The organism is Fervidobacterium sp. 2310opik-2, assembly GCF_011057735.1.
GTDB classification, from domain to species: Bacteria; Thermotogota; Thermotogae; order Thermotogales; family Fervidobacteriaceae; genus Fervidobacterium; species Fervidobacterium nodosum.
In genome coordinates, this window is record NZ_LNGG01000004.1 from 1 (window position 1) to 25,158 (window position 25,158).

At 35.0% G+C, this 25,158-nt stretch carries 22 protein-coding genes; 8 read left to right on the plus strand and 14 right to left on the minus strand.

Annotation, left to right across the window (positions count from 1 at the left end):
* Positions 1-167: 167 nt before the first annotated feature.
* The 6 genes from AS161_RS01895 to AS161_RS01920 all read left to right on the plus strand — a co-directional run bounded on the left by AS161_RS01895 (position 168) and on the right by AS161_RS01920 (position 6,100).
* The gene (locus tag AS161_RS01895; protein ID WP_164541597.1) at positions 168-1,277 is read left to right on the plus strand and encodes an ABC transporter substrate-binding protein; all 1,110 of its coding nucleotides are present in this window, start codon (positions 168-170) and stop codon (positions 1,275-1,277) included.
* Between the two features lie 85 nt (positions 1,278-1,362).
* Positions 1,363-2,475 carry an ABC transporter substrate-binding protein gene (locus AS161_RS01900; protein WP_164541598.1) on the plus strand — a complete coding sequence of 371 codons (1,113 nt, stop codon included), beginning with the start codon at positions 1,363-1,365 and terminating at the stop codon, positions 2,473-2,475.
* Positions 2,476-2,555: 80 nt separating this feature from the next.
* Positions 2,556-3,467: a branched-chain amino acid ABC transporter permease gene (locus tag AS161_RS01905; protein WP_164541599.1), complete on the plus strand. Its 912-nt coding sequence runs from the start codon at positions 2,556-2,558 to the stop codon at positions 3,465-3,467.
* A gap of 11 nt (positions 3,468-3,478) precedes the next feature.
* Complete coding sequence (locus AS161_RS01910) at positions 3,479-4,540, plus strand: branched-chain amino acid ABC transporter permease (RefSeq protein ID WP_164541600.1); 1,062 nt, start codon at positions 3,479-3,481, stop codon at positions 4,538-4,540.
* Positions 4,537-5,403 (plus strand): ABC transporter ATP-binding protein, encoded by an 867-nt coding sequence (locus AS161_RS01915; protein WP_164541601.1) that lies wholly within the window; start codon positions 4,537-4,539, stop codon positions 5,401-5,403. Before AS161_RS01910 ends, AS161_RS01915 begins: the two co-directional genes overlap by 4 nt.
* Entirely contained in the window at positions 5,390-6,100 is a 711-nt protein-coding gene (locus tag AS161_RS01920; protein WP_164541602.1) for an ABC transporter ATP-binding protein, read from the plus strand. Before AS161_RS01915 ends, AS161_RS01920 begins: the two co-directional genes overlap by 14 nt.
* 56 nt (positions 6,101-6,156) lie before the next feature.
* On the opposite strand, the gene sdaAA is transcribed toward AS161_RS01920, so the two are convergent.
* From sdaAA to AS161_RS01955, 7 genes are all read right to left on the minus strand, one after another.
* Positions 6,157-7,029 carry an L-serine ammonia-lyase, iron-sulfur-dependent, subunit alpha gene (sdaAA, locus tag AS161_RS01925; protein WP_164541603.1) on the minus strand — a complete coding sequence of 291 codons (873 nt, stop codon included), beginning with the start codon at positions 7,027-7,029 and terminating at the stop codon, positions 6,157-6,159.
* A complete protein-coding gene (gene sdaAB, locus AS161_RS01930; protein WP_164541604.1) occupies positions 7,026-7,688 on the minus strand; it encodes an L-serine ammonia-lyase, iron-sulfur-dependent subunit beta in 663 nt (220 codons plus the stop codon). Before sdaAB ends, sdaAA begins: the two co-directional genes overlap by 4 nt.
* 165 nt (positions 7,689-7,853) lie before the next feature.
* Entirely contained in the window at positions 7,854-9,029 is a 1,176-nt protein-coding gene (locus AS161_RS01935; RefSeq protein ID WP_164541605.1) for a flagellin, read from the minus strand.
* A 45-nt stretch (positions 9,030-9,074) separates the two neighbouring features.
* A complete protein-coding gene (locus AS161_RS01940) occupies positions 9,075-11,708 on the minus strand; it encodes a glycosyltransferase family 2 protein (protein ID WP_164541606.1) in 2,634 nt (877 codons plus the stop codon).
* Positions 11,709-11,887: 179 nt separating this feature from the next.
* On the minus strand, positions 11,888-13,051 hold the full coding sequence (locus AS161_RS01945; protein WP_164541607.1) for a flagellin: 1,164 nt from the start codon (positions 13,049-13,051) through the stop codon (positions 11,888-11,890).
* 224 nt (positions 13,052-13,275) lie between these two features.
* Positions 13,276-14,445 (minus strand): flagellin, encoded by a 1,170-nt coding sequence (locus AS161_RS01950; RefSeq protein ID WP_164541608.1) that lies wholly within the window; start codon positions 14,443-14,445, stop codon positions 13,276-13,278.
* A gap of 139 nt (positions 14,446-14,584) precedes the next feature.
* Positions 14,585-15,340, minus strand: a complete 756-nt coding sequence (locus tag AS161_RS01955; protein WP_164541609.1) for an acyltransferase — start codon at positions 15,338-15,340, stop codon at positions 14,585-14,587.
* Positions 15,341-15,501: 161 nt separating this feature from the next.
* Here AS161_RS01955 and AS161_RS01960 point away from each other — a divergent pair, with 161 nt between their 5' ends.
* A complete protein-coding gene (locus tag AS161_RS01960; RefSeq protein ID WP_164541691.1) occupies positions 15,502-15,912 on the plus strand; it encodes a methylglyoxal synthase in 411 nt (136 codons plus the stop codon).
* Between the two features lie 6 nt (positions 15,913-15,918).
* Positions 15,919-16,893 carry an AI-2E family transporter gene (locus AS161_RS01965; protein ID WP_164541610.1) on the plus strand — a complete coding sequence of 325 codons (975 nt, stop codon included), beginning with the start codon at positions 15,919-15,921 and terminating at the stop codon, positions 16,891-16,893.
* A 322-nt stretch (positions 16,894-17,215) separates the two neighbouring features.
* Here AS161_RS01965 and AS161_RS09300 read toward each other — a convergent pair whose 3' ends face one another.
* The 7 genes from AS161_RS09300 to AS161_RS01995 form a co-directional block, all read right to left on the minus strand.
* The gene (locus tag AS161_RS09300) at positions 17,216-18,238 is read right to left on the minus strand and encodes a class I SAM-dependent methyltransferase (RefSeq protein WP_241241311.1); all 1,023 of its coding nucleotides are present in this window, start codon (positions 18,236-18,238) and stop codon (positions 17,216-17,218) included.
* Between the two features lie 205 nt (positions 18,239-18,443).
* Positions 18,444-19,880 (minus strand): glycosyltransferase, encoded by a 1,437-nt coding sequence (locus tag AS161_RS09305; RefSeq protein WP_241241312.1) that lies wholly within the window; start codon positions 19,878-19,880, stop codon positions 18,444-18,446.
* A gap of 224 nt (positions 19,881-20,104) precedes the next feature.
* The gene (locus AS161_RS01975) at positions 20,105-20,344 is read right to left on the minus strand and encodes a thioredoxin family protein (protein WP_164541611.1); all 240 of its coding nucleotides are present in this window, start codon (positions 20,342-20,344) and stop codon (positions 20,105-20,107) included.
* Between the two features lie 32 nt (positions 20,345-20,376).
* Positions 20,377-21,558, minus strand: coding sequence for a permease (locus tag AS161_RS01980; RefSeq protein WP_164541612.1), 1,182 nt, complete (start codon positions 21,556-21,558; stop codon positions 20,377-20,379).
* An 88-nt stretch (positions 21,559-21,646) separates the two neighbouring features.
* The gene (locus AS161_RS01985) at positions 21,647-22,006 is read right to left on the minus strand and encodes a metalloregulator ArsR/SmtB family transcription factor (protein ID WP_164541613.1); all 360 of its coding nucleotides are present in this window, start codon (positions 22,004-22,006) and stop codon (positions 21,647-21,649) included.
* 161 nt (positions 22,007-22,167) lie between these two features.
* A complete protein-coding gene (locus AS161_RS01990) occupies positions 22,168-23,754 on the minus strand; it encodes a phosphodiester glycosidase family protein (protein WP_164541614.1) in 1,587 nt (528 codons plus the stop codon).
* Between the two features lie 86 nt (positions 23,755-23,840).
* Complete coding sequence (locus AS161_RS01995; protein WP_164541615.1) at positions 23,841-25,145, minus strand: pyrimidine-nucleoside phosphorylase; 1,305 nt, start codon at positions 25,143-25,145, stop codon at positions 23,841-23,843.
* Between the last annotated feature and the right edge of the window lie 13 nt (positions 25,146-25,158).

Here is a 25,158-nt window from a genome sequence, read left to right on the forward strand (position 1 = left end):
GCAAGTAAAAAGCTGTACTCTAGTTAGGCAATCTTATTTAAGAGAACAAAGTCTCAAGGAGGGGCAACCTGAAACTATTTTACCAGAGGTGTTAAAAAATATGCATTCAATTTTCAAAGACCAATTTTAATTTTTACCGAACTTATTATACGAGGGAGGGAGAGACTATGAGAAAAGTCTTTTTGGGATTGTTGCTGTTAGTTAGTCTTAGTTTATTCGCTGGTGTTAAGATTGGTGCGCTTTTGCCTTTAACAGGTGGTGTTTCTGCATTTGGTGAATTGGTAAAGAAAGGTATAGAAGTCGCTTTTGAGGAGAAGAGCACCGTTTTGGGTGAGAAGATTGAAGTTGTTTATATGGATACAAGAAGTGAGAAGACAGAAGCTGCAAACGGTATCGCGAGGCTTATTGATAAAGAAGGGGTCGTTGCTGTTATTGGCGAAGTTATAAGTGGTAATTCTATTGCTGCTGGAGAAATTGCTGAGAAAAAGAGGATACCAATGGTTAGTCCTTCTTCTACAAATCCGCTTGTAACACAAGGTAAAAAGTTTGTTTCAAGGGTTTGTTTCATTGATCCGCTCCAAGGTACCGCACTTGCAGAATTTGCAGCAAAGACATTGAAAGTAAAGAAAGCAACGGTACTTACGGATGTTGAGCAAGACTACAGTGTAGGTCTTTCGAATTACTTTATGGAAAGGTTCAAGAAATTAGGAGGACAGGTATTACAATTACAGTATAAATCAGGTGACCAAGAATTTAGCGCACAACTTTCACAAGCATTAGCATTTGGTAGTGAAGCTATAGTGGTTACAGGTTATTACAACGAAATAGCGCTTGTTGCCCAGCAGGCAAGAGCTCTTGGATATAAAGGTTACATACTTACCGGTGACGGAGCCGATGCGCCAGAACTAATAAAAATCGGTGGACAAGCAGTTGAGGGAATTTACTTCTCTGGCCACTTCCACCCAGATGCGCCGGTAACAAAAAGGTCAAAGCTTTTCGTTGATGCATTTGTGAAAAAATATGGAGTGAAACCATCAACACTTTCAGCATTAGGGTACGATGCATATATGCTTGTAGTAGAGGCAATTGAAAGAGCAAAAACAACGAAACCTGAACTTATAGCAGCGGCTATCAGAAGTATCAAAAACTTTGAGGGAGCGACAGGTACAATAACGATAGATTCAAACGGCAATGCGACAAAAGATGTTGTTATATTAACCGTTAAGAATGGACAATTTGCCTTTGCGGCGAAAATTTCTGCTAGTGTTTTGAAATAATATATGTTTCATACAAAGTGAGTGGTGACAAGCCACTCACTTTGCATATTGTTATTCATATTATTTTCATAGGAGGTGGGTCGTTGTGAAACGATTTTTGTTGATCTTATTTTTGATTTTTAGTATTTTTGTTTTCTCAGAAATAAAGATTGGTGTACTTCTTCCACTCACCGGTGGAATTTCTGCTTTTGGTGATTGGACAAAGAAAGGTATAGAACTTGCGTACAGCCAAAAATCAACAGTTCTTGGTGAGAAGATAACACTTGTTTACGCTGATACCAGAAGTGAAAAAACAGAAGCGGCAAACGCTATGGCGAGACTTATAGATAAAGAAAAAGTGGTAGCTGTAATTGGTGAGATTGCAAGTAGTAATTCAATTGCGGCAGCAGAAATTGCAGAAGCGAGAAAAGTACCACAAGTTGCAGTTACTTCAACAAATCCTTTGGTAACACAAGGAAAGAAATTTGTCTCACGTGTGTGTTTTATTGATCCGCTACAAGGTACCGCACTTGCAGAATTTGCTGGTAAAACTTTAAAAGCAAAGAAAGTAGCGATATTAGTTGATATTGAACAAGATTACAGTGTGGGTTTGACAAATTACTTTAAAGAAAGGTTTGAAAAGAAATACAAAGGGCAAATTTTGGAAGTTCGTTACAAATCTGGTGATCAGGAGTTTAGCGCTCAACTTGCTCAAGCACTTGCATTTAATAGTGATGTGATAATGTTCACTGGATATTACAACGAAATAGCTCTCGCTGCACAGCAGGCTAGGGCTATGGGGTATAAAGGTTACTTTATCGCTGGAGATGGCGCGGATGCTCCAGAGCTTATAAAAATAGGTGGACAAGCAGTTGAAGGACTTTATTTCACGACACACTATGTCCCAGAAGCAGCTAAGACAAAGATTGCAAAAGACTTTGTAGAAGCGTTTAAAAAGAAGTACAATACTCTTCCCGCAATGAACGCGGCTCTCGGTTACGATGCATATATGCTTATTGTAAATGCTATTGAAAGGGCAAAGTCAAAAGACCCAGTTAAAATTAATGAGGCAATTAGATCCACAAAAGGTTTCCAGGGTGTTAGTGGGAATATAGATATAGATGAAAACGGTAATGCAGTTAAAGATGTAATTATCGTACAAGTTAAAGGTGGAAAATTTACATATGTAACAACCATAGGTCCCGAAGATTTGAAATAATTTTTTATTGTGGATGATAACTGTGTAAATATCGGTTATCATCCACAATTTCTCTAAATAAACAGGAGGAGGGATACGGATTGAGCTTTAATTTTACTATTTTTATTCAAAATCTTTTGAATGGTTTGATGGTTGGAGGGTTGTACGCTCTTATCGCTGTTGGATATACAATGGTTTACGGTATTTTGCGATTGATAAACTTCGCGTTTGGTGATGTCATGGTTATGGGAATTTACTTTGCCTTTTACGGTGCTACTCTCATACGTTTTAGTTTTCCTCTTGCAGTTGCATTTTCCCTTTTAGTAACTGCCATTTTGGGTGTGTTAATAGACAGACTTGCTTACAAGCCATTGAGAAACGCTCCAAGGATATCTGCTTTGATAACAGCAATAGGTGTTTCGTTTTTTATTGAAAGTTTCGCTGTAGTGTTTTTCGGGCCGAATTACAAAGCGTTTCTTGAAGCGCTTGAGAACAAAACAATAGCTTTTGAATCGTTTATTATAGGTGGAGTTTACTTACCAAAAATAATATTCATAATCTTAGGTATAACAGCTGTTGCTCTTGTAACGTTGTTCTTGATTGTATATAAAACGAAAATGGGAATGGCTATGCGTGCTATTTCTGCAGATATCCCAACAACATCGTTGATGGGGATAAATGTTGATAACGTGATTGGCTTTACATTCGCTATAAGTTCAGCGCTTGCAGCACTTGCTGGAGTAATGTGGGCACTTAGATATCCAAGTTTCTATCCTTACACAGGCTTTGTGCCTGGTTTGAAGGCATTCATTGCAGCTGTATTCGGTGGAATTGGTTCAATTGGCGGCGCTGTACTTGGTGGCATATTGCTTGGTATTCTTGAGATGATGATAATAACGTTTTTCCCAACACTTATGCAATACAAAGACGCATTCGCATTTATTGTCCTTATAGTTATTCTCCTTATTAGGCCTGCAGGACTTCTTGGTAAACGCTCAGTTGTAAAGGTTTGAGGTGAGAGATGATGAAGAGTAAAACAAAGAGAGACTTAACACTAACAGTATTGTTTCTCATTTTTGCCATTATCCTTCTCCAAATTGCGAATGTTAAGTTTGATACTTATAAAAAACAAATTCTCTCACTTATGGCGATTTACGGAATAATGGCTGTAAGTTTGAATTTAGTCAATGGAATAACTGGCGTATTTTCACTTGGTCATGCTGGATTTATATTGCTTGGAGCTTATACCTCAGCGCTTTTAACGATACCACCAGAACAGAAAGCAATGATTTTTATAATAGCACCACCTAGTCCGTTTATTGCGAATCTCCATACTGACTTTCTTACAGCAACGATAATTGGAGGGCTTGTTGCAGCATTTGGAGCTTTTATAATCGGTTTTCCAGTTCTCAGATTATCAGGTGATTATCTTGCAATTGCTTCTTTAGGCTTTTCAGAGGTTTTGAGAATATTAGCATTGAATCTCCAATCTATCACAAACGGTTCACTTGGTTTAAAAGGTTTGCCGAATTATACTAATATTTGGTGGAGTTGGGGTTGGTTGTTTGTAACGATACTATTCATAGTTAGTCTTGTGAAAAGTTCTTATGGTCGGGCTCTATTAGCGATTAGGGACAACTCAATTGCAGCTGAAGCGATGGGGATAAATGTTTTTAAACATACATTGTTATCTTTTGTTATAAGCGCATTCTTTGCTGGTGTGAGTGGTGCTTTGTACGCTCATTGGCTTACGACAATTGACCCGAGAATCACCACTTTTGGCCCAATTCTTACATATTATGTTTTAATAATGGTTGTCCTCGGTGGTCTTGGAAGTATAAGCGGTTCAGTAATTGGTGCGATAGTATTCGCATTTTTAATGGAATGGCTTAGAGCATTCGAGCAACCATTTACATTATTTGGTAAAGAGTTTCCAGCTATCCAAGGGATGAGAATGTTGGTTTTATCTGTTTTGTTTGTCGTTACAATGATTGTATGGAAGAGAGGAATATTTGGGCGAGCGGAAATAACTTGGGATGGAATAATAAATATTTTCAAGAAGTTCTCAAGAGGTGGTAAGAAATGACAAAAAATGAGACAAAAAATTCAAAGAAGGTAATTTTGAGGATGGAACATGTGACGATGCAATTTGGCGGACTTACCGCAGTTGATGATTTTGATAACGGAGTGTACGAGGGTGAAATTCTTGGGATTATTGGGCCGAATGGTGCTGGTAAGACAACTGCTTTTAACGTTATCACAGGCATATACTATCCAACAAAAGGAAGAGTTGTGTTTGATGATATAGATATTACGCCTTACAGACCTCACCAAATAACACATTTGGGTATAGCTAGAACATTTCAAAATATAAGGCTTTTCGATACTTTAACGGTTTTAGACAACGTGCTTGTTGCTCAGCACCACCTTTTATCGACAAGGGATGCTGATAAAATTTTACAAAAACACGGGAAAGAGAAAAAAATAAAAGGTGGATTATGGTTTTGGAGGTCTGTTTTCAAAGTTGGGTATCGTAAAGTTGAACAAGAAATGAGAGCACGTGCAATGGAATTACTTAGAAAAGTTGGGCTCGATCATCTTGCGTATGAAATTGCATCATCATTGCCATATGGTCAACAAAGAAAGCTCGAGATTGCAAGAGCACTTGCAACAGAGCCGAAACTGTTATTACTTGACGAACCAGCGGCAGGTATGAACCCAAAAGAGTCAGAGGAACTGTTGAATTTTATCAAATATATACGAGATGAGTTTAATTTGACAATTATACTTATTGAGCACGATATGAAAGTTGTTATGGGGGTATGCGAAAGAATCATTGTTATGGATTCTGGAAAGATTATCGCAGAAGGAACACCAGAAGAAATAAGCAGAAATCCTAAGGTAATAGAAGCTTACCTTGGTAAGGAGTGGGAACATGCCGGTGCTTGAAGTAGATGGTCTTCATGTTTTTTACGGAGCTATTCATGCAATTAAGGGAATTTCTTTTAAAGTTGATAAAGGTAAAGTTATAACACTTATAGGCGCAAATGGTGCTGGAAAAACGACAACTCTTTCAACAATCGCAGGTCTGGTAAAATCAAAAAGAGGGAGAATTATATTCGAAGGTAAAGAAATACAAAATCTTCCGCCACATACCATTAATAGACTTGGTATTTCGTTGGTCCCTGAGGGAAGACGTATATTTCCAAATTTGACGGTAATGGAAAATCTCATGATGGGTGCTTACAATCGAAAGGACAAGGAAGGAATAAAGCAAGACTTGGAATGGGTATTTTCTCTATTTCCAAGGCTTGCTGAACGTAAAAATCAGCTTGGTGGAACTTTATCCGGTGGAGAACAGCAGATGTTGGCTATTTCGAGGGCACTCATGAATCGTCCGAAACTTCTCATGATGGATGAACCTTCTCTCGGGCTTGCACCTATATTGGTTGAAGAAGTCTTTGAGATTATCAAAAAACTAAATTCAGAAGGAATAACAATATTGCTTGTTGAACAAAACGCAGTAGGAGCACTTAACATATCTCACTATGGTTACGTTCTTGAAACTGGGAATATAACCCTGGAAGGCCCTTCAAAAGAGTTATTAAAAAATGAAGAAGTTAAAAGAGCGTACTTAGGTTTGTGAAATATTTGTGAAATAAAAACAAAAGGCTTCAGGTAATTCCTGAAGCCTTTTATTTTCTAAGTATTTTTACTCCAATTTTCTTTGATTTTTTCAACGATTTGCTGCGCAGTTTTAGTCCCGGCAATTCCACCGATGCCAGTTTCTCTAAGGCTTTCTGGTAAAGATTTTCCAACATTGTACATAGCCTCGACAACTTCGTCGAATGGAATTACACTTTCAATGCCAGCTAATGCCATTTCACTGCAAATAATTGCCACGTTAACTGCAGAACCGTTTCTCTTAACACATGGTACTTCAACAAACCCTCCTACTGGGTCACAAACAAGCCCCATTAGCGATTTGAAAGATAACGCAGCAGCATGTCCGACTTTTACAGGGTCTTTTGAAAAATAGTAAGTTAAAATGGCAGAAGCCATTGCTGTTGCAGTACCTATCTCTGCTTGGCAACCACCAGCAGCTCCTGAAAGTGTTGCTTTATTCGCTACAACGTTTCCTACCCCGGAACCTACGATAAACGATTTTAATAAATCTTCCTCGTTTGCGTTGTATATTTTTTTCAAAGCGTATAGCGCTCCAGGAACTACACCACACGAACCAGCTGTTGGACATGCGACGATACGCCCCATAGAAGCATTCGATTCACCCATTGAAATAGCTACTGTTGTAGCTAAATGATTAAACTCGCTTACCATTTTCGGAGAGTTTTTATAAAATTTTAATCCATTATCTCCCGTCATACCCGTAAGAGTTTCGAATTTTTTTCCAATATTTTTCTCAGCTTCTTCTAGAATTACATTCATCAATCTTCTAAGTTTTTCTTTAACTTTTTCCGGATCTCTCCCCGTTTCTATCATCTCGTGCGCTAATATTATTTCACTAAATTCCAGATTTGTCTCTTTCCAAATTTCTAAAAGTTCTGAATATTTCACATTACTTCACCTTCTTCGATTCTAACATTGTAAACTTCAAGAACGTTATTTAGATTTTTTAAGCATTTCAAAACATCATCGCTAGCGTTTTCATCGAGTTCTATTATCGTCAATGCTATAGCTTGTAAAGCGTTTATTCTTCTTAAATAAACATTTGCTATGTTTGTTTTTATACAATCAAGTATATCCTTTAAGGCGCCTGGTTTATCTTTATTTACAATTACCAGTGTTGGAAAATCACCGGTAAGTTGGCATTCCACACCATTGATTTTTGTTATCTTTATTGCTCCTCCACCAATAGAAGAACCTTCAATTTCATTGTATATATTATCTTTCCAAGCTTTTATAAGAACGGTGTTAGGATGTACATCTCCTAGATCTTGTACCTCAAATTCGTATTGTAGACCGTACATTTTCGCAATATTATAAGCTTCTTTCACATCTGGGCTATCTGGTTTAATCCCCAAAACCCCTGCAAGCAAAGCCCTATCCGTGCCATGCCCGCGGTAAGTTAATGCGAAAGAACCATGCATTGCAAACACAACATGCTCAGGTATTCCCATTAATTTATAGACAAACCTTGCAATTTTTAAAGCACCTAATGTATGTGAACTTGATGGCCCTGTCATCACGGGCCCTGAAACTTCAAGTAATCCCATATAAAAGCCTCCAAATAGTTAAAATAATTAATTTTTTGTAATTATCTTAGTTTAAAAGTTTTTTTCTAAATTGAATTATACCATTTTTAGAATTTAATATCAATCATATTAAGCAAACAACAAAAGCCCCGTTAGGGGCTTTTGTTTTAAACTTATTATTAATTATTATCCTCTGAGTAATTGCAATACATTCTGTGGTAAACCATTGGATTGAGCAAGCATTGCCATACCAGATTGCATCAAAATTTGTTGCTTTGTAAACGCCATCATTTCTTTTGCCATGTCTGCATCTCTTATTCGGCTTTCGGCTGCTGTTAAGTTTTCTGCGGCAACTCCGAGGTTTGCTATCGTATGTTCCAGTCTATTTTGAATTGCACCAAGTTGCGAACGTATGGAGCTTACTTTGTGAATGGCTCCATCAATTACACTTATTGTTCTTTCGGCAGCATTTTGTGATGTAACTTTTAAAACTGTGGTAATAAGCCCAAGGTTTTTGGAATCTACAGCATCAATTCCGGCTACCATGTTTGCGCCTTCGTTTGCACCGATTTGGAAAATAAGCTGATTTCCTGTTGTATTTAATCCCTCAACTCTTGCAATACCAGTATCTATAACTGTTTCATTTGGAAGGGCTCCTCCAAATTGATTTATGTTGAATCTTGTGGTATTCCATGTTACTTTTATTCCACCAATTGTTACATAGCCTACTGTGTAGTTTTTAACTGTTGCAACCGTTGTCCCATTGTTTTTAATTAAGACTACTCTTGCATCAAGATTGCTCGTTGTTGTACCTTTGAATTGCCCAATTTCGACTATATAAGTTCCTTCAACAACACTTACGTATGAACTTGCGATTGAAACTTTCAAATCAATATTACCTTCAGCGACGACTTTTGCATCTGGCGCGGCTCTAAAACCTTCAAGATTACCGTTTAAAAGTTTTTTAGTGTTGAATTCTGTCGCTCTGCTTATTCTATCGATTTCATCCCTTAGTTGGTCAATTTCCGATTGAAGATTTGATCTGTCAACGTCTGTGTTTGTGTCAGTTGCGGCTTGTACAGCTAATTCTCTCATCCTTTGGAGTATAGCGTGGATTTCGTTTAGTGCTCCTTCAGCAGTTTGAATAAGTGAGATAGCGTCTTGTGCGTTTTTACTGGCCATCTCAAGTCCCTTGATCTGTCCTCTCATCTTTTCGCTGATTGCAAGACCTGCTGCATCGTCACTGGCTCTGTTGATTCTTAAACCGGAAGAAAGCCTTTCAAGACTCTTTTTCATGTCCGAATCTGTTAATGTAATCTGCCTCCATGCGTTAAGAGCAGACAAGTTGTGGTTAATCCGCATAACCTCACCTCCAATGATATAAGTACATAAATTGTTTTATTTGTTTTATTTTTCAAATATAACCGCTCTCAAGTGACCTGTGAGAATAATATGTTTAATTCTTTTAATACCCAATTTTTCCAATTCATCGTTTATAGCCTTTCTATTTCGGAAAACTCTAAACAATGGATAATACCAAGCGATATCACTTTTGTTTTCAAAGTTCGGAACGAAATAGAACAATAGTCCACTCTTGTATTTACTCAAAATTTTGCTGATTTCTATTTCTGTATTCAAAAGTTCAAAACTAACTATACTTTCTGAGTTTTCCTTATATTCTATCCCAATCTCTTTCACAGCGCTTGTAATAGTTTTTTTCAATTCTTCATCATCTTCAAGCAGAGAAATTTCGTTCACATTCAATTCGTTCAAGCTTTTTAGCAAGTCTTCCATTCCAACGGAGAATTTTGGCAATTTGTAACTTTTTAATCTTTCCTTGTAAACTTTCAAAACTTCACTCTTGGGGAATGGATAAGCATAGTAATAGTTGTTCGCCTTTTTCCATGCACGTATTGGTGAAATTACCCCTAATCCAGAGTGCTTTTCTGATATATTTCCAACCCACACAATTTCATCATTGGGTGAACCGATATTTTCAGAAGGATAAAACCCATCAAATTTATATATTCCAATACCTAAGTCAGCTAAATTGAAATTCTTTTTGCATGCTTCAACATGCAATTCGTAGGCTTTTCTTAAATCTTCTTGGTTTTCAGATTTTTCGAATATCTTTGCAAGCCTAAAGTTGTAAAAATAGAACTTATCTTTATTTTCGATTTTTTCCAAAAATTGCTTTGCTTTGTCAATATTTGAATCGTAAAGATAAACCGAACTTACGTATTTAGCAAAATCGCTATCTGAGATTAAGTAAATCTTTTTGAGTTCTTCGACATTGAATTCTTTTGAAAGGTCAGTAAAGAATTCCTTAGCTTTTGTATAATACTCTTTTATCTCTTCAAAAGCACCGTCAATCTCTGTGTCCAACTTTGTTTTTAAATCCTCCAACACCGGTTTTATAAATTTCCCGAGTTCTGGTAAAGTATCAATTGAACGTTTGTAGTAATCAAGAGCAAGTTTAAAATTCCCCATTTTCAAATAAGTATCGCCTATTAAGGCAAGTGAAACTCCTTTTAAGGTTTCATCTTCCGATTTACGTATTTCATTCAATAATTTCAATTTTTCCGTTGTTTCACCTTTGAAATTTTCAAAATAAAATATCAAACTGCCTAATCCATATTTTTTAATTCCTTCGATTTTGTCTTCACCAAGGATGTAATCTAAAAGATAATCATTACCACTCTCTAGCCTTTTTAAAACATAATCTTCAAATTTACTTTTCACGTGTGGACGATAAAGTTCCACATTGTATGTTCTACCACTTTCTAAATCTTTTTCTATAAAGTCAAGTATGTTAAGCCTAACACCTAACTGAGAAGCTTCTAATAATAACTTGTCGATTTCTTCAGATAACGAAACGTAATCTTCGTTATCAAGTTCAATAATGTATTTAGCTAACGACTTCAAAAGCTTTGGGAGGTCTTCGCCAGTCTTTTTTGCTTCTTCAAATATTAAATAGTAATTCTCCTTAAATTCTTTTAGTCTTTTAGCTTTTAAATAACCAATACAGAGAAGTGTTCGTGCTGAAGCCTTGTATTTTATCGTAATTATTGTCCATCCATATTTTTCTGGGTGCTCTTCAACATCTTTTATTTGTTCAAAGAATTTTTCGCCGTGTGGTATAAGCTTATCAAATTCTTTTCTAGCCTCATCGATTCCAAGAAGTCCGTAATATGGATCGGGATTATTTGAATTTAGGGAAAGAACTAATTTAAACATTCGCTCTGCCAAATCGTATAAACCTTTTGACATGAGGTCCAAACCATGTAAGAAAAATACCTCAAAACCTATAGAATTTATTCTTTGCTCCTTTTCTACAAGAGAGAATATTTCTTCAACTATTGGATATTTGTTATATCTGGATTCATACATAGACTCGGTTTTGTAAAGTTGACATAAATAATATATTCTTTCTATATTGGACATATCTTTTTTTTCATTAAGAAGCTTAACTAAAAGATTTCTTGTTCTTTCGTACTTTTTTTGCTTTAATTTTCTTGTCCAAATATATCCGTAGTGGTATATTATAAACGGAGCTTCAACAACTTTGCCTTTGTAAATTGGTTGGTTATGGACTATATTTTCATATCTTACCGTTCCATTTCTAAAAATTCTTGCGGTTGATGCAACTTCGGTTCTTTTTAAATCCCAGTCAAGATAACTTATGGTGGGAAGATAAACAGTATTTACATCTTTTGGTAAACTTGCTAAAAACTCTCTTATTTTACTAAAATCTTCTTTAACTTCTTCATCGGCGTCGTATATCAATACCCATTCACATGTTGGAAATTGCAATGAATAGTTTCTGGCTTCTGAAAAATCATCCCGCCATTCGTGAAAATAAACTTTATCAGTATATTTCTTCGCAATTTCAACGCTATTATCCGTTGAGCCTGTGTCAACAACAATTATTTCATCAACATACGGCTTTATACTGCCCAATGCCCTGTCCAAGTTGTGCTCTTCATTTTTCATTATCATTGCAACACTTAGTAAGCATTTATTTTCAGGTTGCTTTGACACGTTTATTCACTCCTCGTAATAAAAAATTTATACTTTTTCTCAACATATTTTTCAATATATGACTATAATTATCCTAAAAATCATAAAAAACAAAAACCAAAAGCGGGCGAATGCCCGCTTTTGGTTTTGAACTGTATTCAAATTGACTTTGTAAATGATTTTGTAAATTATTAAAATTATTATCTGAGCAATTGCAATACTTGTTGTGGTTGAGCGTTTGCTTGTGCAAGCATTGACATACTCGATTGCAACAGTATCTGTTGTTTTGTGAATTGCATCATTTCTTTTGCCATATCTGCGTCTCTTATTCGGCTTTCCGCTGCTGTCAAGTTTTCTGCTGCTACTCCAAGGTTCGCTATCGTGTGTTCAAGCCTATTCTGAATAGCACCAAGTGCTGCCCTTGCTGTACTTACTCTGTGAATTGCTGCATCCACTACCATTATTGTTTTTTCAGCACTGTTTTGGTCTGTTACTTTGAGTGTTGATGTCAACAATCCAAGAGCTTTCGCACTCATATCATCGATACCAGCGATCATATTGTGACCTTCGTTTGCACCGATTTGGAAGACTAATTGGTTATTTGCTGTGTATCTTGCTTCCACTCTTACCACTGCGCTATCTATTACTTCGTTCACTGGTAAAGCGCCGCCAAAATCGCTGAGTGCAAATTGTGTTCCAGTCCAAGTGAAAGTTATTCCAGCAAATGTTTGAGTTCCATTTACAATATTTGTAACTTTGCTTGTGCTTCCACTAGCTGTTATTAATGTGATTTTTACATCAAGTGCTGATGTGGCAGAACCATTAAGTTGTCCTACTTCAAAAACGTATGTACCTTCTTTAACTGCATTTGTTACTGTTGAAATTTGGACATTAATATTACCGCCGGTAACGACTTTAGCATCTGGAGTATTTTTGAACCCTTCGAGTTTACCGTCGAGAAGCTTCTTTGTGTTGAATTCTGTTGTTCTTGCTATTCTGTCAATTTCTTCTCTTAATTGGTCAAGCTCTGCTTGTATTTGATTTCTATCAACGTTTGTGTTTGTATCACTTGCCGCTTGAACTCCGAGTTCCCTCATCCTTTGGAGTATTGAGTGTACTTCTGTTAACGCGCCTTCTGCTGTTTGAATCAATGATATCGCGTCTTGTGAGTTTTTAATTGCCATGTCAAGACCTTTGATTTGACCTCTCATCTTTTCACTGATAGCTAATCCTGCTGCATCGTCTCCAGCTCTGTTGATTCTTAAACCAGATGAAAGTCTTTCAAGAGTCTTGCTCATGTCCATATTGGTCATGGATATGTTTCTCCAGCTGTTCAAAGCGTTGACGTTATGGTTAATCCTCATATCTTTCCACCTCCATGTGGGTTTTGTTTCCTTAGATTTTTTAAAATTTGGCAACCAAGGATGCTTTTAAAGGATACTTTAATACCATAAGCATTATCGGATAAATTTTATTTTTTTTTTAGGGTAAAAATTATAAGAAAAACCAAAAGCGGGCGAATGCCCGCTTTGGTTTTGAACTGTATTCAAATTGACTTTGTAAATGATTTTGTAAATTATTAAAATTATTATCTGAGTAATTGCAATACTTGTTGTGGTTGAGCGTTTGCTTGTGCAAGCATTGACATACTCGATTGCAACAGTATCTGTTGCTTTGTAAATTGCATCATTTCTTTTGCCATATCTGCGTCTCTTATTCGGCTTTCCGCTGCTGTCAAGTTTTCTGCTGCTACTCCAAGGTTTGCTATCGTGTGTTCAAGCCTATTCTGAACAGCACCGAGAGCTGCCCTTGCCGTACTTACTCTGTGAATTGCTGCATCCACTACCATTATTGTTTTTTCAGCACTGCTTTGGTTTGTTACTTTAAGTGTTGATGTTGACAATCCAAGAGCTTTCGCGCTCATATTGTCGATACCAGCGATCATGTTGTGACCTTCGTTTGCGCCGATTTGGAAGACTAATTGATTGTTTGCTGTGTATCTTGCTTCCACTCTTATCACTGCGCTGTCTATTACTTCGTTTGTTGGAAGTGCGCCACCAAAATCGGAAATGGTGAATACTCTTTGCCACTTAATTGTTACGTTACCAAGCGCTGCGGAGAGAGCACCTATTGTTGCAGTAGTTGAATTTAATACTGTACCATTGTTACCTATTTGGGTAATTTTAACATCAAGCTGTGATGTAACAGCACCATTGAATTGTCCAACCTCTATAACATATGTTCCTTCTGTTGCACCAGTTTTTGAATAACCACCTACAGTTACGTTAATATTACCTCCGGTAACGACTTTAGCGTCAGCGATACTTCTAAATCCTTCGAGTTTACCGTCGAGAAGTTTCTTTGTGTTGAATTCTGTTGTTCTTGCTATTCTGTCAATTTCTTCTCTTAATTGATCAAGCTCTGCTTGTATTTGATTTCTATCAACGTTTGTGTTTGTATCACTTGCCGCTTGCACGGATAGTTCTCTCATTCTTTGGAGTATCGAGTGTACTTCTGTTAATGCGCCTTCTGCTGTTTGAATCAATGATATCGCGTCTTGTGAGTTTTTAATTGCCATGTCAAGACCTTTGATTTGACCTCTCATCTTTTCACTGATAGCTAACCCTGCTGCGTCGTCTCCTGCTCTGTTGATTCTTAGACCGGATGAAAGTCTTTCAAGAGTCTTGCTCATGTCCATATTGGTCATGGATATGTTTCTCCAGCTGTTCAAAGCGTTGACGTTATGGTTAATCCTCATATCTTTCCACCTCCATGTGGGTTTTGTTCCATTAATAATTTTTCTATCAAGTTAGTGCTCGTAAGTTTATAAAAGCATCCTTGGTTGCCATAATTATTATCGGAATAAATTTGAGAAATTTTAGTTGCTGATAGCTCATTTATTTATCGTTTTTATAATATGACTGATTCTTAAGTAATTGTTCTTCTGGTACATCTTTAATTTCTTTTGCAGGTGAACCAACGTAGATTTTTCCAGGTTTTGCATTTTTTGTTAGTATTGCTCCAGCGGCAATGAGAGCATCTTCACCTATTTCTTTGCCAGGCAGTATAGTTGCATTTGCACCTATACGCGCACCTTTTCTCAGAATTGGTCCTTTGAAGTACTTTTTTCTTTCCTCTGTTCTACCTAAAAAATTATCATTTGTGAACGTAACTGCTGGAGCTATAAAACAATAATCTTCTATTGTTGATATGGCTGTTATATAAGCATTTGTTTCTATCTTTACATATTTTCCAATTTTTGTTTTATTTTCCACAGCTACTCCCCTACCTATTATTGTATATTCGTCTATTTCAACATCTTCACGTATACTTGCAAGGTCTCCTACAAACACAAAATCACCTAATATAGCTCCTCTGTAAATTACACAATTTGCACCTATCGTTACATATTTTCCAATTTTTAATGGAAGAAGTTCTTTTTCTTCAGTTGTTGCGGACGCAGAAGCTTTGAATGGTTTCTTCCCAAGCACTGTATTATCTCCAATAATACATCCATCACCGATTATTGTATCTTTTCTTATCACAACGTTATGACCTATTGTTACATTATCGCCTATTATTACATTGTCTTCAATTACTACGTTTTCACCGAGAATAACGTTGTTGCCTAATTTTGCATTTTTTGATATCATCTTGCTCTCCTCCCTTTAAATTAATTTAATTTTTCTTCATGTTCTAATTTAATTATAACACACCTAATTGTGGTATAATGAATACAAGAAAAATATCAAAAAATTCTTTATAATTATCGTTTCTAAGTTATCTTAAGTTTACTTTGAGAGGAGGGATTCTTATTCAAAAAGTAGCCCTTATTGCACATGATAAGAAAAAATTGGACCTTGCTATGTTTGTTAAAGAGTGGAAAAATGTTTTTGAACATTGTGAGTTGTATGCGACGAAATCAACAGGGAAGATTATCGAAGAAAAGATAGGACTCAAAGTTAATAAGTTTGAGTCGGGACCATACGGTGGAGATTTACAAATAGGTTCAATGATTGTAAACGGTGAGATTGATTTCGTTATATTTCTCCGCGATCCTCTAACAGCTCAGCCACACGAACCTGATGTTAGTGCTCTTCTAAGGGTTTGTGATGTGCATAATGTTCCTTTAGCTACAAATTTGGCAACTGCAGAAGCTCTTGTTTTGGAGATACAAAAGAAAATACTTCAAGAAAACCAAAAAAACGAAGAAACTGGTGAGTGAATAATTATGAATAAAATAAACAATGTAAGCAAAGATGCTTTGCTTGTTTTGATATATTTTCTTTTGTTTTTATTTTTTGTGTGGAAAGTGCCATTTGTTGTTGGCGCTCTTGTTCTTGGTTTCTATTTTTCCATAATTCTGAGTGTTCCATACGATTTTGTCTTAAAAAAGACAAATAAAAAATTTTTAGCTGTAATTTCTTACATACTTGTTGTTTTTATATTTGCTTATACCATTATTTCATTTTTCCCGAAGACATTTGATCAGGTGTATAAATTATTTCAGGCGTCAAAAGATTTGAATATAAATGGGAATTTTCCGACGTGGTTAGTGAATGCTATAAATGAGCTGAAGTCAAATATTTCTTCAATTCTTTTAAGTATATTGAACAAGGTGGTCGGTGTATTACCTTCCCTGATTACTATGCTGATGTTTATTTTAGTGACCATGGTAGGAATAGAAAGTATAAAATCTTATCTTGCTAAAAATATTTCGATATTATTTGTTGAAAATCCTGATTATGGTAAAAAATTTGTTTATGAACTTTTTGGGGATATTAGAAAGTACATCAGAGGTCAGGTTCTTGTTTCTTTTATAAGTGCTTTCCTTACAACGTTAGGATTGATATTATTAAATATTCCCTCGGCATTAACACTAGGTGTGTTAACGTTTCTTGGGGGTTTTTTCCCATTTGTTGGATTACTTATCTCTGCTGTACCTATGTATTTATTTGCTTTTTCCACAGGTGGTTTGAAATCTGTTATTTTCCTAACTTTTTTACTTGTTGGTGTTAACCAAGCTGAATCTTGGATTTATGGTCCAAGAATACAAAGTGATAATTTGAAATTACATTGGTTTGTAATAATTCTGGCTATTTTCTTACTTGGGGATGTCTTAGGTTTTGTAGGTGTTTTAATAGCTATTCCTGTGTTGCTCTTTGTTAGAAAATTTTGGAAATATTATGTTTTGAAAAACAACTAACTTAAAAATACAGAACCTGGCCAATTGGAAAAATGGCTTAAGTTAGAATAAAAAAATACATCTGCTAAAATTGTCTTTGTGTCAAATTACATATTTGCTCTGATTTTATCTCTTAGTGTGTTTAACTAATATTCAGTCTAGGAAGTCGGATGCTTTTGGCAGATAGAGTATATTGGCAATGAAAGTATACATAAAGCCCTTGGAAAAAGAAAAAGCAGAGAATTTATAGACACACTCTCTGCCCATCCAAAAATGATTAGATTAATTGACAAATAGTTTTTACATTAGCCAAGGTGAGAATTAAATTTATTAAAAGCATTATTTATTTTTTGCTAGCGACTATTATCATATTATGTGACGAATTAGCAATTCCTGATACTGTTGAAATAGAATCAATTGAAAAATATTGAATTTTTTTGAAATATTTTTTTAGTAGATTATAAATTTCTATAATATCATATTCCTTTATATGAAATGGATTTTTTATATGTTTTCTATTTATTCTGTTTGGAGTAGACATAATAAGCTTTCCATCTGATTTAATTACACGATATGCTTCCTTAATGTATTCTTCTACGTTTTCTAGTGGTAAATGTTCAATTGTTTCATATGAAACATATGCATTAAAATATTCATTATTAAAAGGTAACTTAGTTACATCAGCTTGAATCCAATCTATGTTATCTAATTTGAAATATTTCTTTCCGAATTCAATAGAATCTTTTGCTAAGTCAACAGCAGTAACTTTTTCAGCATGTGTAGATAAATAGGCAGCTCCATATCCAAATCCGCTAGCGGCTTCTAAGACGTTGTCCGAAGATTTTATAAATGATGCTGCAAGGTCATACTTTGAAATAGTTATTAAAAAAGGAACAAAAGGCATAAATTCTGTTCCAGGAATGCCTCTTTCCCGCATATATGCAATTTTATTTTTATTAACATTTTCTTTAAATTCTTTATCGTAAATGAAACCATAGATTTTTTGTGATAGAAAAATATTTTTTTCTGTTAGTAAAATTTGCCTAACTATATTTAGAATTTCTTCTGGTTTTTGTGATTTTCTTACATAATCAGGCAAAATAATTTTATTTGAATAAATGTCAATTATAATTCCTGAGATTATTATTCCATTATTTTCATTTTCTAAAATAAAATCTAACATGTACATATTATCATTTATATGTTCAAACTTTCCAGCAACTATTTTGGAACTATCAAATGAGAAATTATTTATTAATTTGTTATTGTAGTGAAAGAACTTTTCTATAGGAGTTATTGAATTAGGAGTGAATAATATTTGTTTTTTCGAAAACAATCCGAATACATAATCATTTATGTTTTCCAAAGAGAATATATCTATAAGTGAAAAATCTTTAAAGTTTGTTAGTAATTCTAACATAAATTCTTTTAATGGATCAAGAGTTGGTATAGCTATTAATATATATTCATAGTTAGTTTTAAATGCTTTTTCAATTGTTTCCTTTATATAAAATTTATTAAAATTACCAATGATATCATCAACGACAAATAATAAGTTTTTTAAATTTATATCAGTAATTATTATTAATATAATCTTTTACTTCGTTACTAAGAGAGCTATTTTTATCCTTAATATATGGTAAAGTATAATTAATTTCCATCAAAGATTTAATTGTATTTTGAATATTCAAAATTTGCTTTTCAAGGGAAGAATTCTTTTCCACAAATTCACGGTACTCTATGGAATTGTAATTAGGCGATACAATCATTTCTACAGCTTCATCTATAGTTTGGAAAATGTAGTCTTTAGGGTAGAATTCCTCTGCTACATAGAAATTATGAATTACTGGTTTAATTCCTTTACTCATAGCTTCAAGTATTGCTACACCGTATCCTTCATGTATGCTAGTTGAAAGGAAAATGTTTTTATCTTCCAAATAATCTTCAACATTTTTGATAAATCCGTCGAACTTGAATTTGTCTTTTATTTCCATCTTTTCAAGAATGTACGACACGTACCTATACATTCTTTCATCTTGCATTTGACCTGCCCAGAACAAGCTATAATTTGGATCTATATCTGTCAGTTTTTTCAATATTTGAGTAGCAAAAACAGGGTTTTTCTTGTAGTTGAAGTGCCCTACAAAAACAATGTTAGGACCTGGTTCCCTTATTTTGAAAGTAAACTTAGTCAAGTCAATGCCGTTCCAGACAAGCGATTGAGGAATAAATTTTATTTGAGAACAGTTTTCAATGGTGGTTTTCAAAACATTTTCGGCAACAAAAATAACATGATCAATTTTGTCCCACTTGATGTTTTTCAAGAAGTCTAAGCGAAGTGACTCATAGCCATGCAGTCTACACAAAATTTTCTTCCCTGCCTTTGGCAGTTTGTTTGTAATTTCTATGGCCAATTCATTAGCCCATTCGAGCCAAACAATGTCCGCCCAGTTGTAAACTTCTTGAATCTGTCTTCCGTCAGTAGTGACTACGAGTTTTATTTCGTAGATATTTGACAAAATCTGAGCTATATCTTTTATGAAGTGATCCAAACCTGGAAGGCAAAAAAAGGCTAACCTTTCATTTCTTTTGAAAAATTTCTTTGCTTCTTCAAATTTTTGCTTCATTTGTTCTGGAGCATTGAGTTCACAGGCTTTTCCGTAATAATGTATTGCCATTGCAGGATTATTCTGCCTTAGTTGAGTGTCTCCCAAAAGATCGTATACTTCCCAGCTTTTGTTTTTTATTCGTGTCAGATATCTCCAAGATTCAAAGTAATTTTGCTTTTCAAATAATACTTTTGAATAGTTGAACAAAGCATCGTCGTGTGTTGGATCAAATTCTAAGGCTTTTTTGAAATGATTTAGTGCATCATCTAGTTTGCCTTCTTGATAGAAAATTATTCCGAGTACGTTATGTTTATCTACAGCAGATTCTATCTTGTCTGCGTATTGTTTTGCCTTTTCAAATTCACTGTTTTGGAGAAGCCTATTTATTTCATCTAACATGCTGTTTGTTCACTCCTTTCAAGTATGCTAATTAATTTATTCTCCTATTAGATATGGTGTTCCTTAGTACAAGGATATAAATTTGTTGAGTGTTATGTGTTTAAAGAATTATACATTAAAACATTAAAATACCAAAAGGCGAGCTTTATGCTCGACTTTGTATTTTTTTCCTGATTATCAATTACAGCAAATTATTACTGTGCGAATTTTATGCACACGTGTCATCAAATATATTCCTGTAAAATTTTCTTTATTTCATCTTTTGTTGCTACTTTACCCGAGACTTTAACTTTTCCGTTGACTACTAATGCGGGAGTAAACATGATATCGTATTCCATTATTTTGTCTATGTCTTGTACTTTTTCAATGTTTGCACTGATTCCAAGTTCTTTTAGAGCCTCTTCTGTGTTTCTTTCAAGTGCTTTGCACTTTGGACACCCTTTACCTAAGATTTTGATATCCATAAATTCCACCTCCGTTGTTTTTCGATCTTATCTTATGCTATTATACCAAATATGTAACCTGTAAGTGTTGCCATTATGATTACTAAAGCAACATATGTTGCTGTTTTTTTCCATCCTAAGACGCTGTTTATTACAAGCATATTAGGAAGACTTAGAGCTGGACCAGCTAATAGTAAAGCAAGTGCGGGACCTTGACCCATTCCAGCACCAAGAAGACCTTGCAGTATTGGAATTTCAGTGAGTGTTGCAAAGTACATGAATGCTCCAACAACTGAAGCTATGAAATTTGATAATAATGAATTACTACCGACTATTGATGATATGTATTTAGATGGTATTATACCTGCATCTGTGTTTGGGCGCCCCATGAAAAAGCCAGCTAAAAGTACACCAATGAATAGTAATGGTACAATTTGTTTGGCGAAGCTCCAAGTTGATTCAAACCAAGAAGATATTTCTTCTTTTTTAAACCATATGTATATAATTACCACTAGGATTGCCAATAAAAATACCGTTATATACCACTTTATGTTGTACACCGTGCTGAAGAAACCGGTTGCTTGAGCAGGTTTACTCCAAGCTGCGAAAATTAATATGAGCACTAAATTGAATATGAAAATCATATCTTGATACAATTTCCTTCCTTTACTTTCTTCTGATGAGGAATTTGAACTAATTTGGTTCATTCTTTCTTTATCTTCTTTTCCATAAATAAATTCCATGATTAGCCCTATGACTATTGAAAATACTATGGCGCCGATCGCTCTAGCTAATCCTAATTTCCAACCTAGAATACGAGCTGTCATGATAATAGCAAGTACATTAATGGCAGGGCCAGAGTAGAGGAACGCAATTGCGGGACCAATTCCAGCTCCTCGTTTGTAAATTCCTGCAAAGAGTGGTAGTACTGTACATGAGCATACGGCTAAAATTGTACCTGATACTGAAGCAACAGCATACGCTAACCACTTTTTTGCTTTACTTCCAAGATATTTTATAACTGCATTTTGAGAGATAAATATAGATATCGCACCAGCTATGAAGAAAGCAGGTATAAGGCATGTTAGGACATGGAGCCTTGCGTATTCTTGGAGCATGTAAAGTGATTCAAAAATAGCGCCTGTAAAGCGTTGGTTGGAAAGTGGCATATAGTAAGCGAAAAGGAAAATAGCGACTATTAATACAAATTTTTGCCATTCTTTAAGTTCTTTCATTTTTGCTTCCCCCTTTTTTTGAAGTTTTAGTTTCTGTTCCTCATACTTACACTTGTACAGAATGCTACCTCTACACTGAGATATTTTTCTAGTCTCCCTCTCTGATTTTTTGTTCGTCTATTTCAAAGTCTATTTCTGTTGACAAAGAAAATTTGCCTTTTAAATCTTCTTTAATTATGTTCGCAGCACATTTGAGAGAATTCAATATGCAAGGTGTCTGTAATTTGTAATTTGCTGTAAGCCCTTTCTTTTCACTTCTCACAATACCTGCATTCTTCAAGATGTTGAGATGTTTTGAAACAGAAGGTTGATCTATATTAAGTTTTTGTGCGATGCTGCATACACATAATTCGCCATATTTTGAAAGAAGTTCTACAATCATTATTCTTTTTGGGTGGGCTAACGCTTTGAATATCGAAGCGTACATTTCATATGCATCTTCTTTCATTTTTTTCCTCTCCCTTCTTTTTGATTTTTTTCTTATATTCCAATATTAGAATATAATATAAATAAAAAATGTCAAGTAAGATTTTTTTAAATGCAAGTTTAATACAAAAAACAAAAGCACACCTCAAAGGTGTGCTTTTGTTTAATTGCTTTGTAATCTTTTTATCTAACACCTAAAGCCACGGGGATGTTCCTTGGAGAATTGATTGTTACAAGTTTTCCAGCATACACCATTCCAGTGGACCCACCACCATCTAACATCATTGCGGATTCGTATCCTTTTGAAAGTAAGAACTGAGCTGCTTCGTCAAAATTCATGCCTGTTCCATTTGTGCCTTCTATCGTTATTAGATGAACCTTTCCGTCCTTTATAGCGATTATTGTTCGTGAAGCTCTTGTCGTAGGTATTCCACCACCGTAACGTAATTTTTCTTCGGCGGCATCTTGTATAATTTTCTTATCTTGGATAAGCAACGGTCCAGCACCTACAGCGTTTTTTACTTTATAACCGTTGTCTGTGTAGATTTCAACACTTACATCTGCTCCTACCGATATTTTAGGAAGGTACTGTTTTTGAATATCGTTGCTTATAGCAATTACTAAAGAATTATTTGGAACATATTCAACGTAGCCAACAGACGTTACTTTTCCGTTCTTAACAACTATGTAATTTTTTGAAACATCTTTCGTGATTTTTATTTTATAATCATCTGTATATAAGCTAACTTCGTTTACGGTTTTTGTGTTTACACTTTTAACCATTAGTAGTGTGTCGCCTATTCTAACGGTTATATCGATGTAATTTTTCCCGATAAAGACTTTATCATCAGTGGTTTCAATGAACATCGGTCTAAGTCCGTACCTATGTGATAGAACTTTACCACCAGAGATGATTATATCTATTGGCATTCCTGTAGCTGGGTCAAAGTAGTTTGCGTTGACACCATGGATTAAACCATTTTGCGATAATATGGAAGAGAGCTGTGCGGTATGTCCAATACCATTTTTAGGTAACACTGGAACTAAATCGACAAATCTTGGGTCTAGAATTAAATAATTGACGGTAAAAGTCCTTCCAGCAAATGTCTCTGTTTTCTTTATGTAATCTATTTTCTTAGATGTTGGTATAAGGAATATTTGTATTGTTTGATTTGTTATGGAAAGTTCGTATTTTTCAACATCTTTTGGAATTGATATAATTAAAGTACCGTTACTTTTGGAGATGTTGAGACCCTGTGGTATGTTTTTTGGTAAATCAAAAGGTGTAAGTTTTATTGTGATTTTCTTATCCAAAAGATTGATATTTACAAGTTCTTTATTTAATTGAGCAGAGGTATCTATTCTTATTACGTCGTTTGTGTAAGAAATAGAATTTATGGAAACTGGTTTGTCGAAAAATATGTTATTGGAGGTTTGCAATTTCAGTACGTTGATTAATGAGTCAATTTTAACTAATAATTTCCCATTTGAAGTGGTGTATGCATTCGGTACGTACTGTTCAAAATCGATTATGAAATCTCCAGAAGAGCCTATTATGAGCTTTTTGTTATAAATAAGATACATTCTCTCCGCTTTGACTATGTTAAAACCAATATCTTTGAGTTGGTCTTCAGTGATATATCCATTTGTTAATGTATAGACTTTATTATTGAAAAGCAAGACTTGAGAGAATATAATGCTTGAATACAAGACAATTATAGCGGAAAGAATATTCAAATATCTTATTTTTTTTGCTCCGTTTGCCAACATCTTATCAACATCCTTATCTACGTTTGTTGTAAGTTTTACATAAAAAACTGTCTGATTTTCTGTAAGTAATTATAACATGTGTGTGATTATTTTACAATCGAAAGTATTATTGGTTTTACTTGAGGTTTTTCTTGAGAGATTTTGTAACTTTCTTCGAGTAATTTTACAGCATCATTGATTTCGCTTTTCTCACTAACATACATTTTTGCAATTGTGTCACCAGGATGCACATAATCTCCTATTTTCTTTGTGATTTCTATTCCAACTCTGTAGTCTATTGTATCTTCTTTGGTTTTCCTGCCTGCACCAAGGTAATTTGAAGCAATTCCGATTTTTTCGGTATCGATATCCGTTATATATCCTTCAACTTTTGCTTTGAATTCAACTATATTGTCTGTCATTGGTAAAATTTCTCTTGGTCTATCAACAACTTCAGGATTGCCACCTTGGTATTTTACTAATTCGCGGAATTTGTTCAATGCAGCTCCACTTTCAAGAGCTTCTTTAGACATTTTCAGGCATTCTTCAAACGAGCCTTTCTCTGCCAAGTGGCACATCCAAGCAGATATGTTTAAACACAATTCTGTGAAGTCATCGGGTCCTTTACATTTTAATGTTTCGATAGCTTCCAGTACTTCGAGTGAATTTCCTATCATTTTACCAAGTGGAACGTCCATATTGGTTAATACCGCCACGGCTTTTTTTCCATGAGATTTTGCAATGTCTACCATCGCTTCCGCAAGTTCTTTAGCTTGGTCCAATGTTTTCATAAACGCGCCACTGCCGACTTTTACGTCAAGGACAAATCCATCTGCTCCACCGGCGAGCTTTTTGCTCATTATACTTGCTGCGATAAGTGATACTTCGTCAACTGTTGCAGTCGCATCTCTAAGTGCATATATTTTCTTATCTGCTGGAACTAAGTTTGCTGTTTGCCCAACTATTGCGATACCTATTTTTCTAACGTTTTGAAAAAATTCTTCTTCGCTAAGAGATGTTCTAAAGCCCGGTATAGATTCCAATTTGTCGATTGTGCCGCCTGTGTGTCCAAGTGCTCGGCCAGACATTTTTGCTACGGGTACACCAAGTGAAGCAACGATAGGTCCAACAACTAAAGTCGTTTTATCCCCTACACCGCCAGTGGAATGTTTATCAATTTTTATACCTGGAATAGGTGAAAGGTCTATTTTATCTCCTGAATCTGCCATTACCTTTGTTAGTATTGCTCTTTCTTCACTATCCATATGTCTAAAATAAATGGCCATTAAAAATGCGGCCATTTGATAATCAGGAATTTCGCCTTTTACGTACCCATTTACCATGAATTCTATTTCTTCTTTTGTAAGTTTTCCACCATTTCTCTTTTTCAGTATTACATCGTACGCGCGCATTTTTATTCCTCCT

Excerpts from the sequence above, each read along its gene's own strand:
- AS161_RS01935 (WP_164541605.1), bottom strand. The coding sequence starts at position 9,029 with ATGCGGATTAACCACAACTTGTCTGCTCTTAACGCATGGAGGCAGATT.
- AS161_RS01995 (WP_164541615.1), bottom strand. The coding sequence starts at position 25,145 with ATGCGCGCGTACGATGTAATACTGAAAAAGAGAAATGGTGGAAAACTT.
- AS161_RS01985 (WP_164541613.1), bottom strand. The coding sequence starts at position 22,006 with ATGAAAGAAGATGCATATGAAATGTACGCTTCGATATTCAAAGCGTTA.
- sdaAB (WP_164541604.1), bottom strand. The coding sequence starts at position 7,688 with ATGGGATTACTTGAAGTTTCAGGGCCCGTGATGACAGGGCCATCAAGT.
- AS161_RS01945 (WP_164541607.1), bottom strand. The coding sequence starts at position 13,051 with ATGAGGATTAACCATAACGTCAACGCTTTGAACAGCTGGAGAAACATA.
- AS161_RS01920 (WP_164541602.1), top strand. The coding sequence starts at position 5,390 with ATGCCGGTGCTTGAAGTAGATGGTCTTCATGTTTTTTACGGAGCTATT.
- AS161_RS01955 (WP_164541609.1), bottom strand. The coding sequence starts at position 15,340 with ATGATATCAAAAAATGCAAAATTAGGCAACAACGTTATTCTCGGTGAA.
- AS161_RS01965 (WP_164541610.1), top strand. The coding sequence starts at position 15,919 with ATGAATAAAATAAACAATGTAAGCAAAGATGCTTTGCTTGTTTTGATA.
- AS161_RS01980 (WP_164541612.1), bottom strand. The coding sequence starts at position 21,558 with ATGAAAGAACTTAAAGAATGGCAAAAATTTGTATTAATAGTCGCTATT.
- AS161_RS01950 (WP_164541608.1), bottom strand. The coding sequence starts at position 14,445 with ATGAGGATTAACCATAACGTCAACGCTTTGAACAGCTGGAGAAACATA.
- AS161_RS01895 (WP_164541597.1), top strand. The coding sequence starts at position 168 with ATGAGAAAAGTCTTTTTGGGATTGTTGCTGTTAGTTAGTCTTAGTTTA.
- AS161_RS01990 (WP_164541614.1), bottom strand. The coding sequence starts at position 23,754 with ATGTTGGCAAACGGAGCAAAAAAAATAAGATATTTGAATATTCTTTCC.
- AS161_RS09305 (WP_241241312.1), bottom strand. The coding sequence starts at position 19,880 with ATGTTAGATGAAATAAATAGGCTTCTCCAAAACAGTGAATTTGAAAAG.
- AS161_RS01975 (WP_164541611.1), bottom strand. The coding sequence starts at position 20,344 with ATGGATATCAAAATCTTAGGTAAAGGGTGTCCAAAGTGCAAAGCACTT.
- AS161_RS01910 (WP_164541600.1), top strand. The coding sequence starts at position 3,479 with ATGAAGAGTAAAACAAAGAGAGACTTAACACTAACAGTATTGTTTCTC.
- AS161_RS01915 (WP_164541601.1), top strand. The coding sequence starts at position 4,537 with ATGACAAAAAATGAGACAAAAAATTCAAAGAAGGTAATTTTGAGGATG.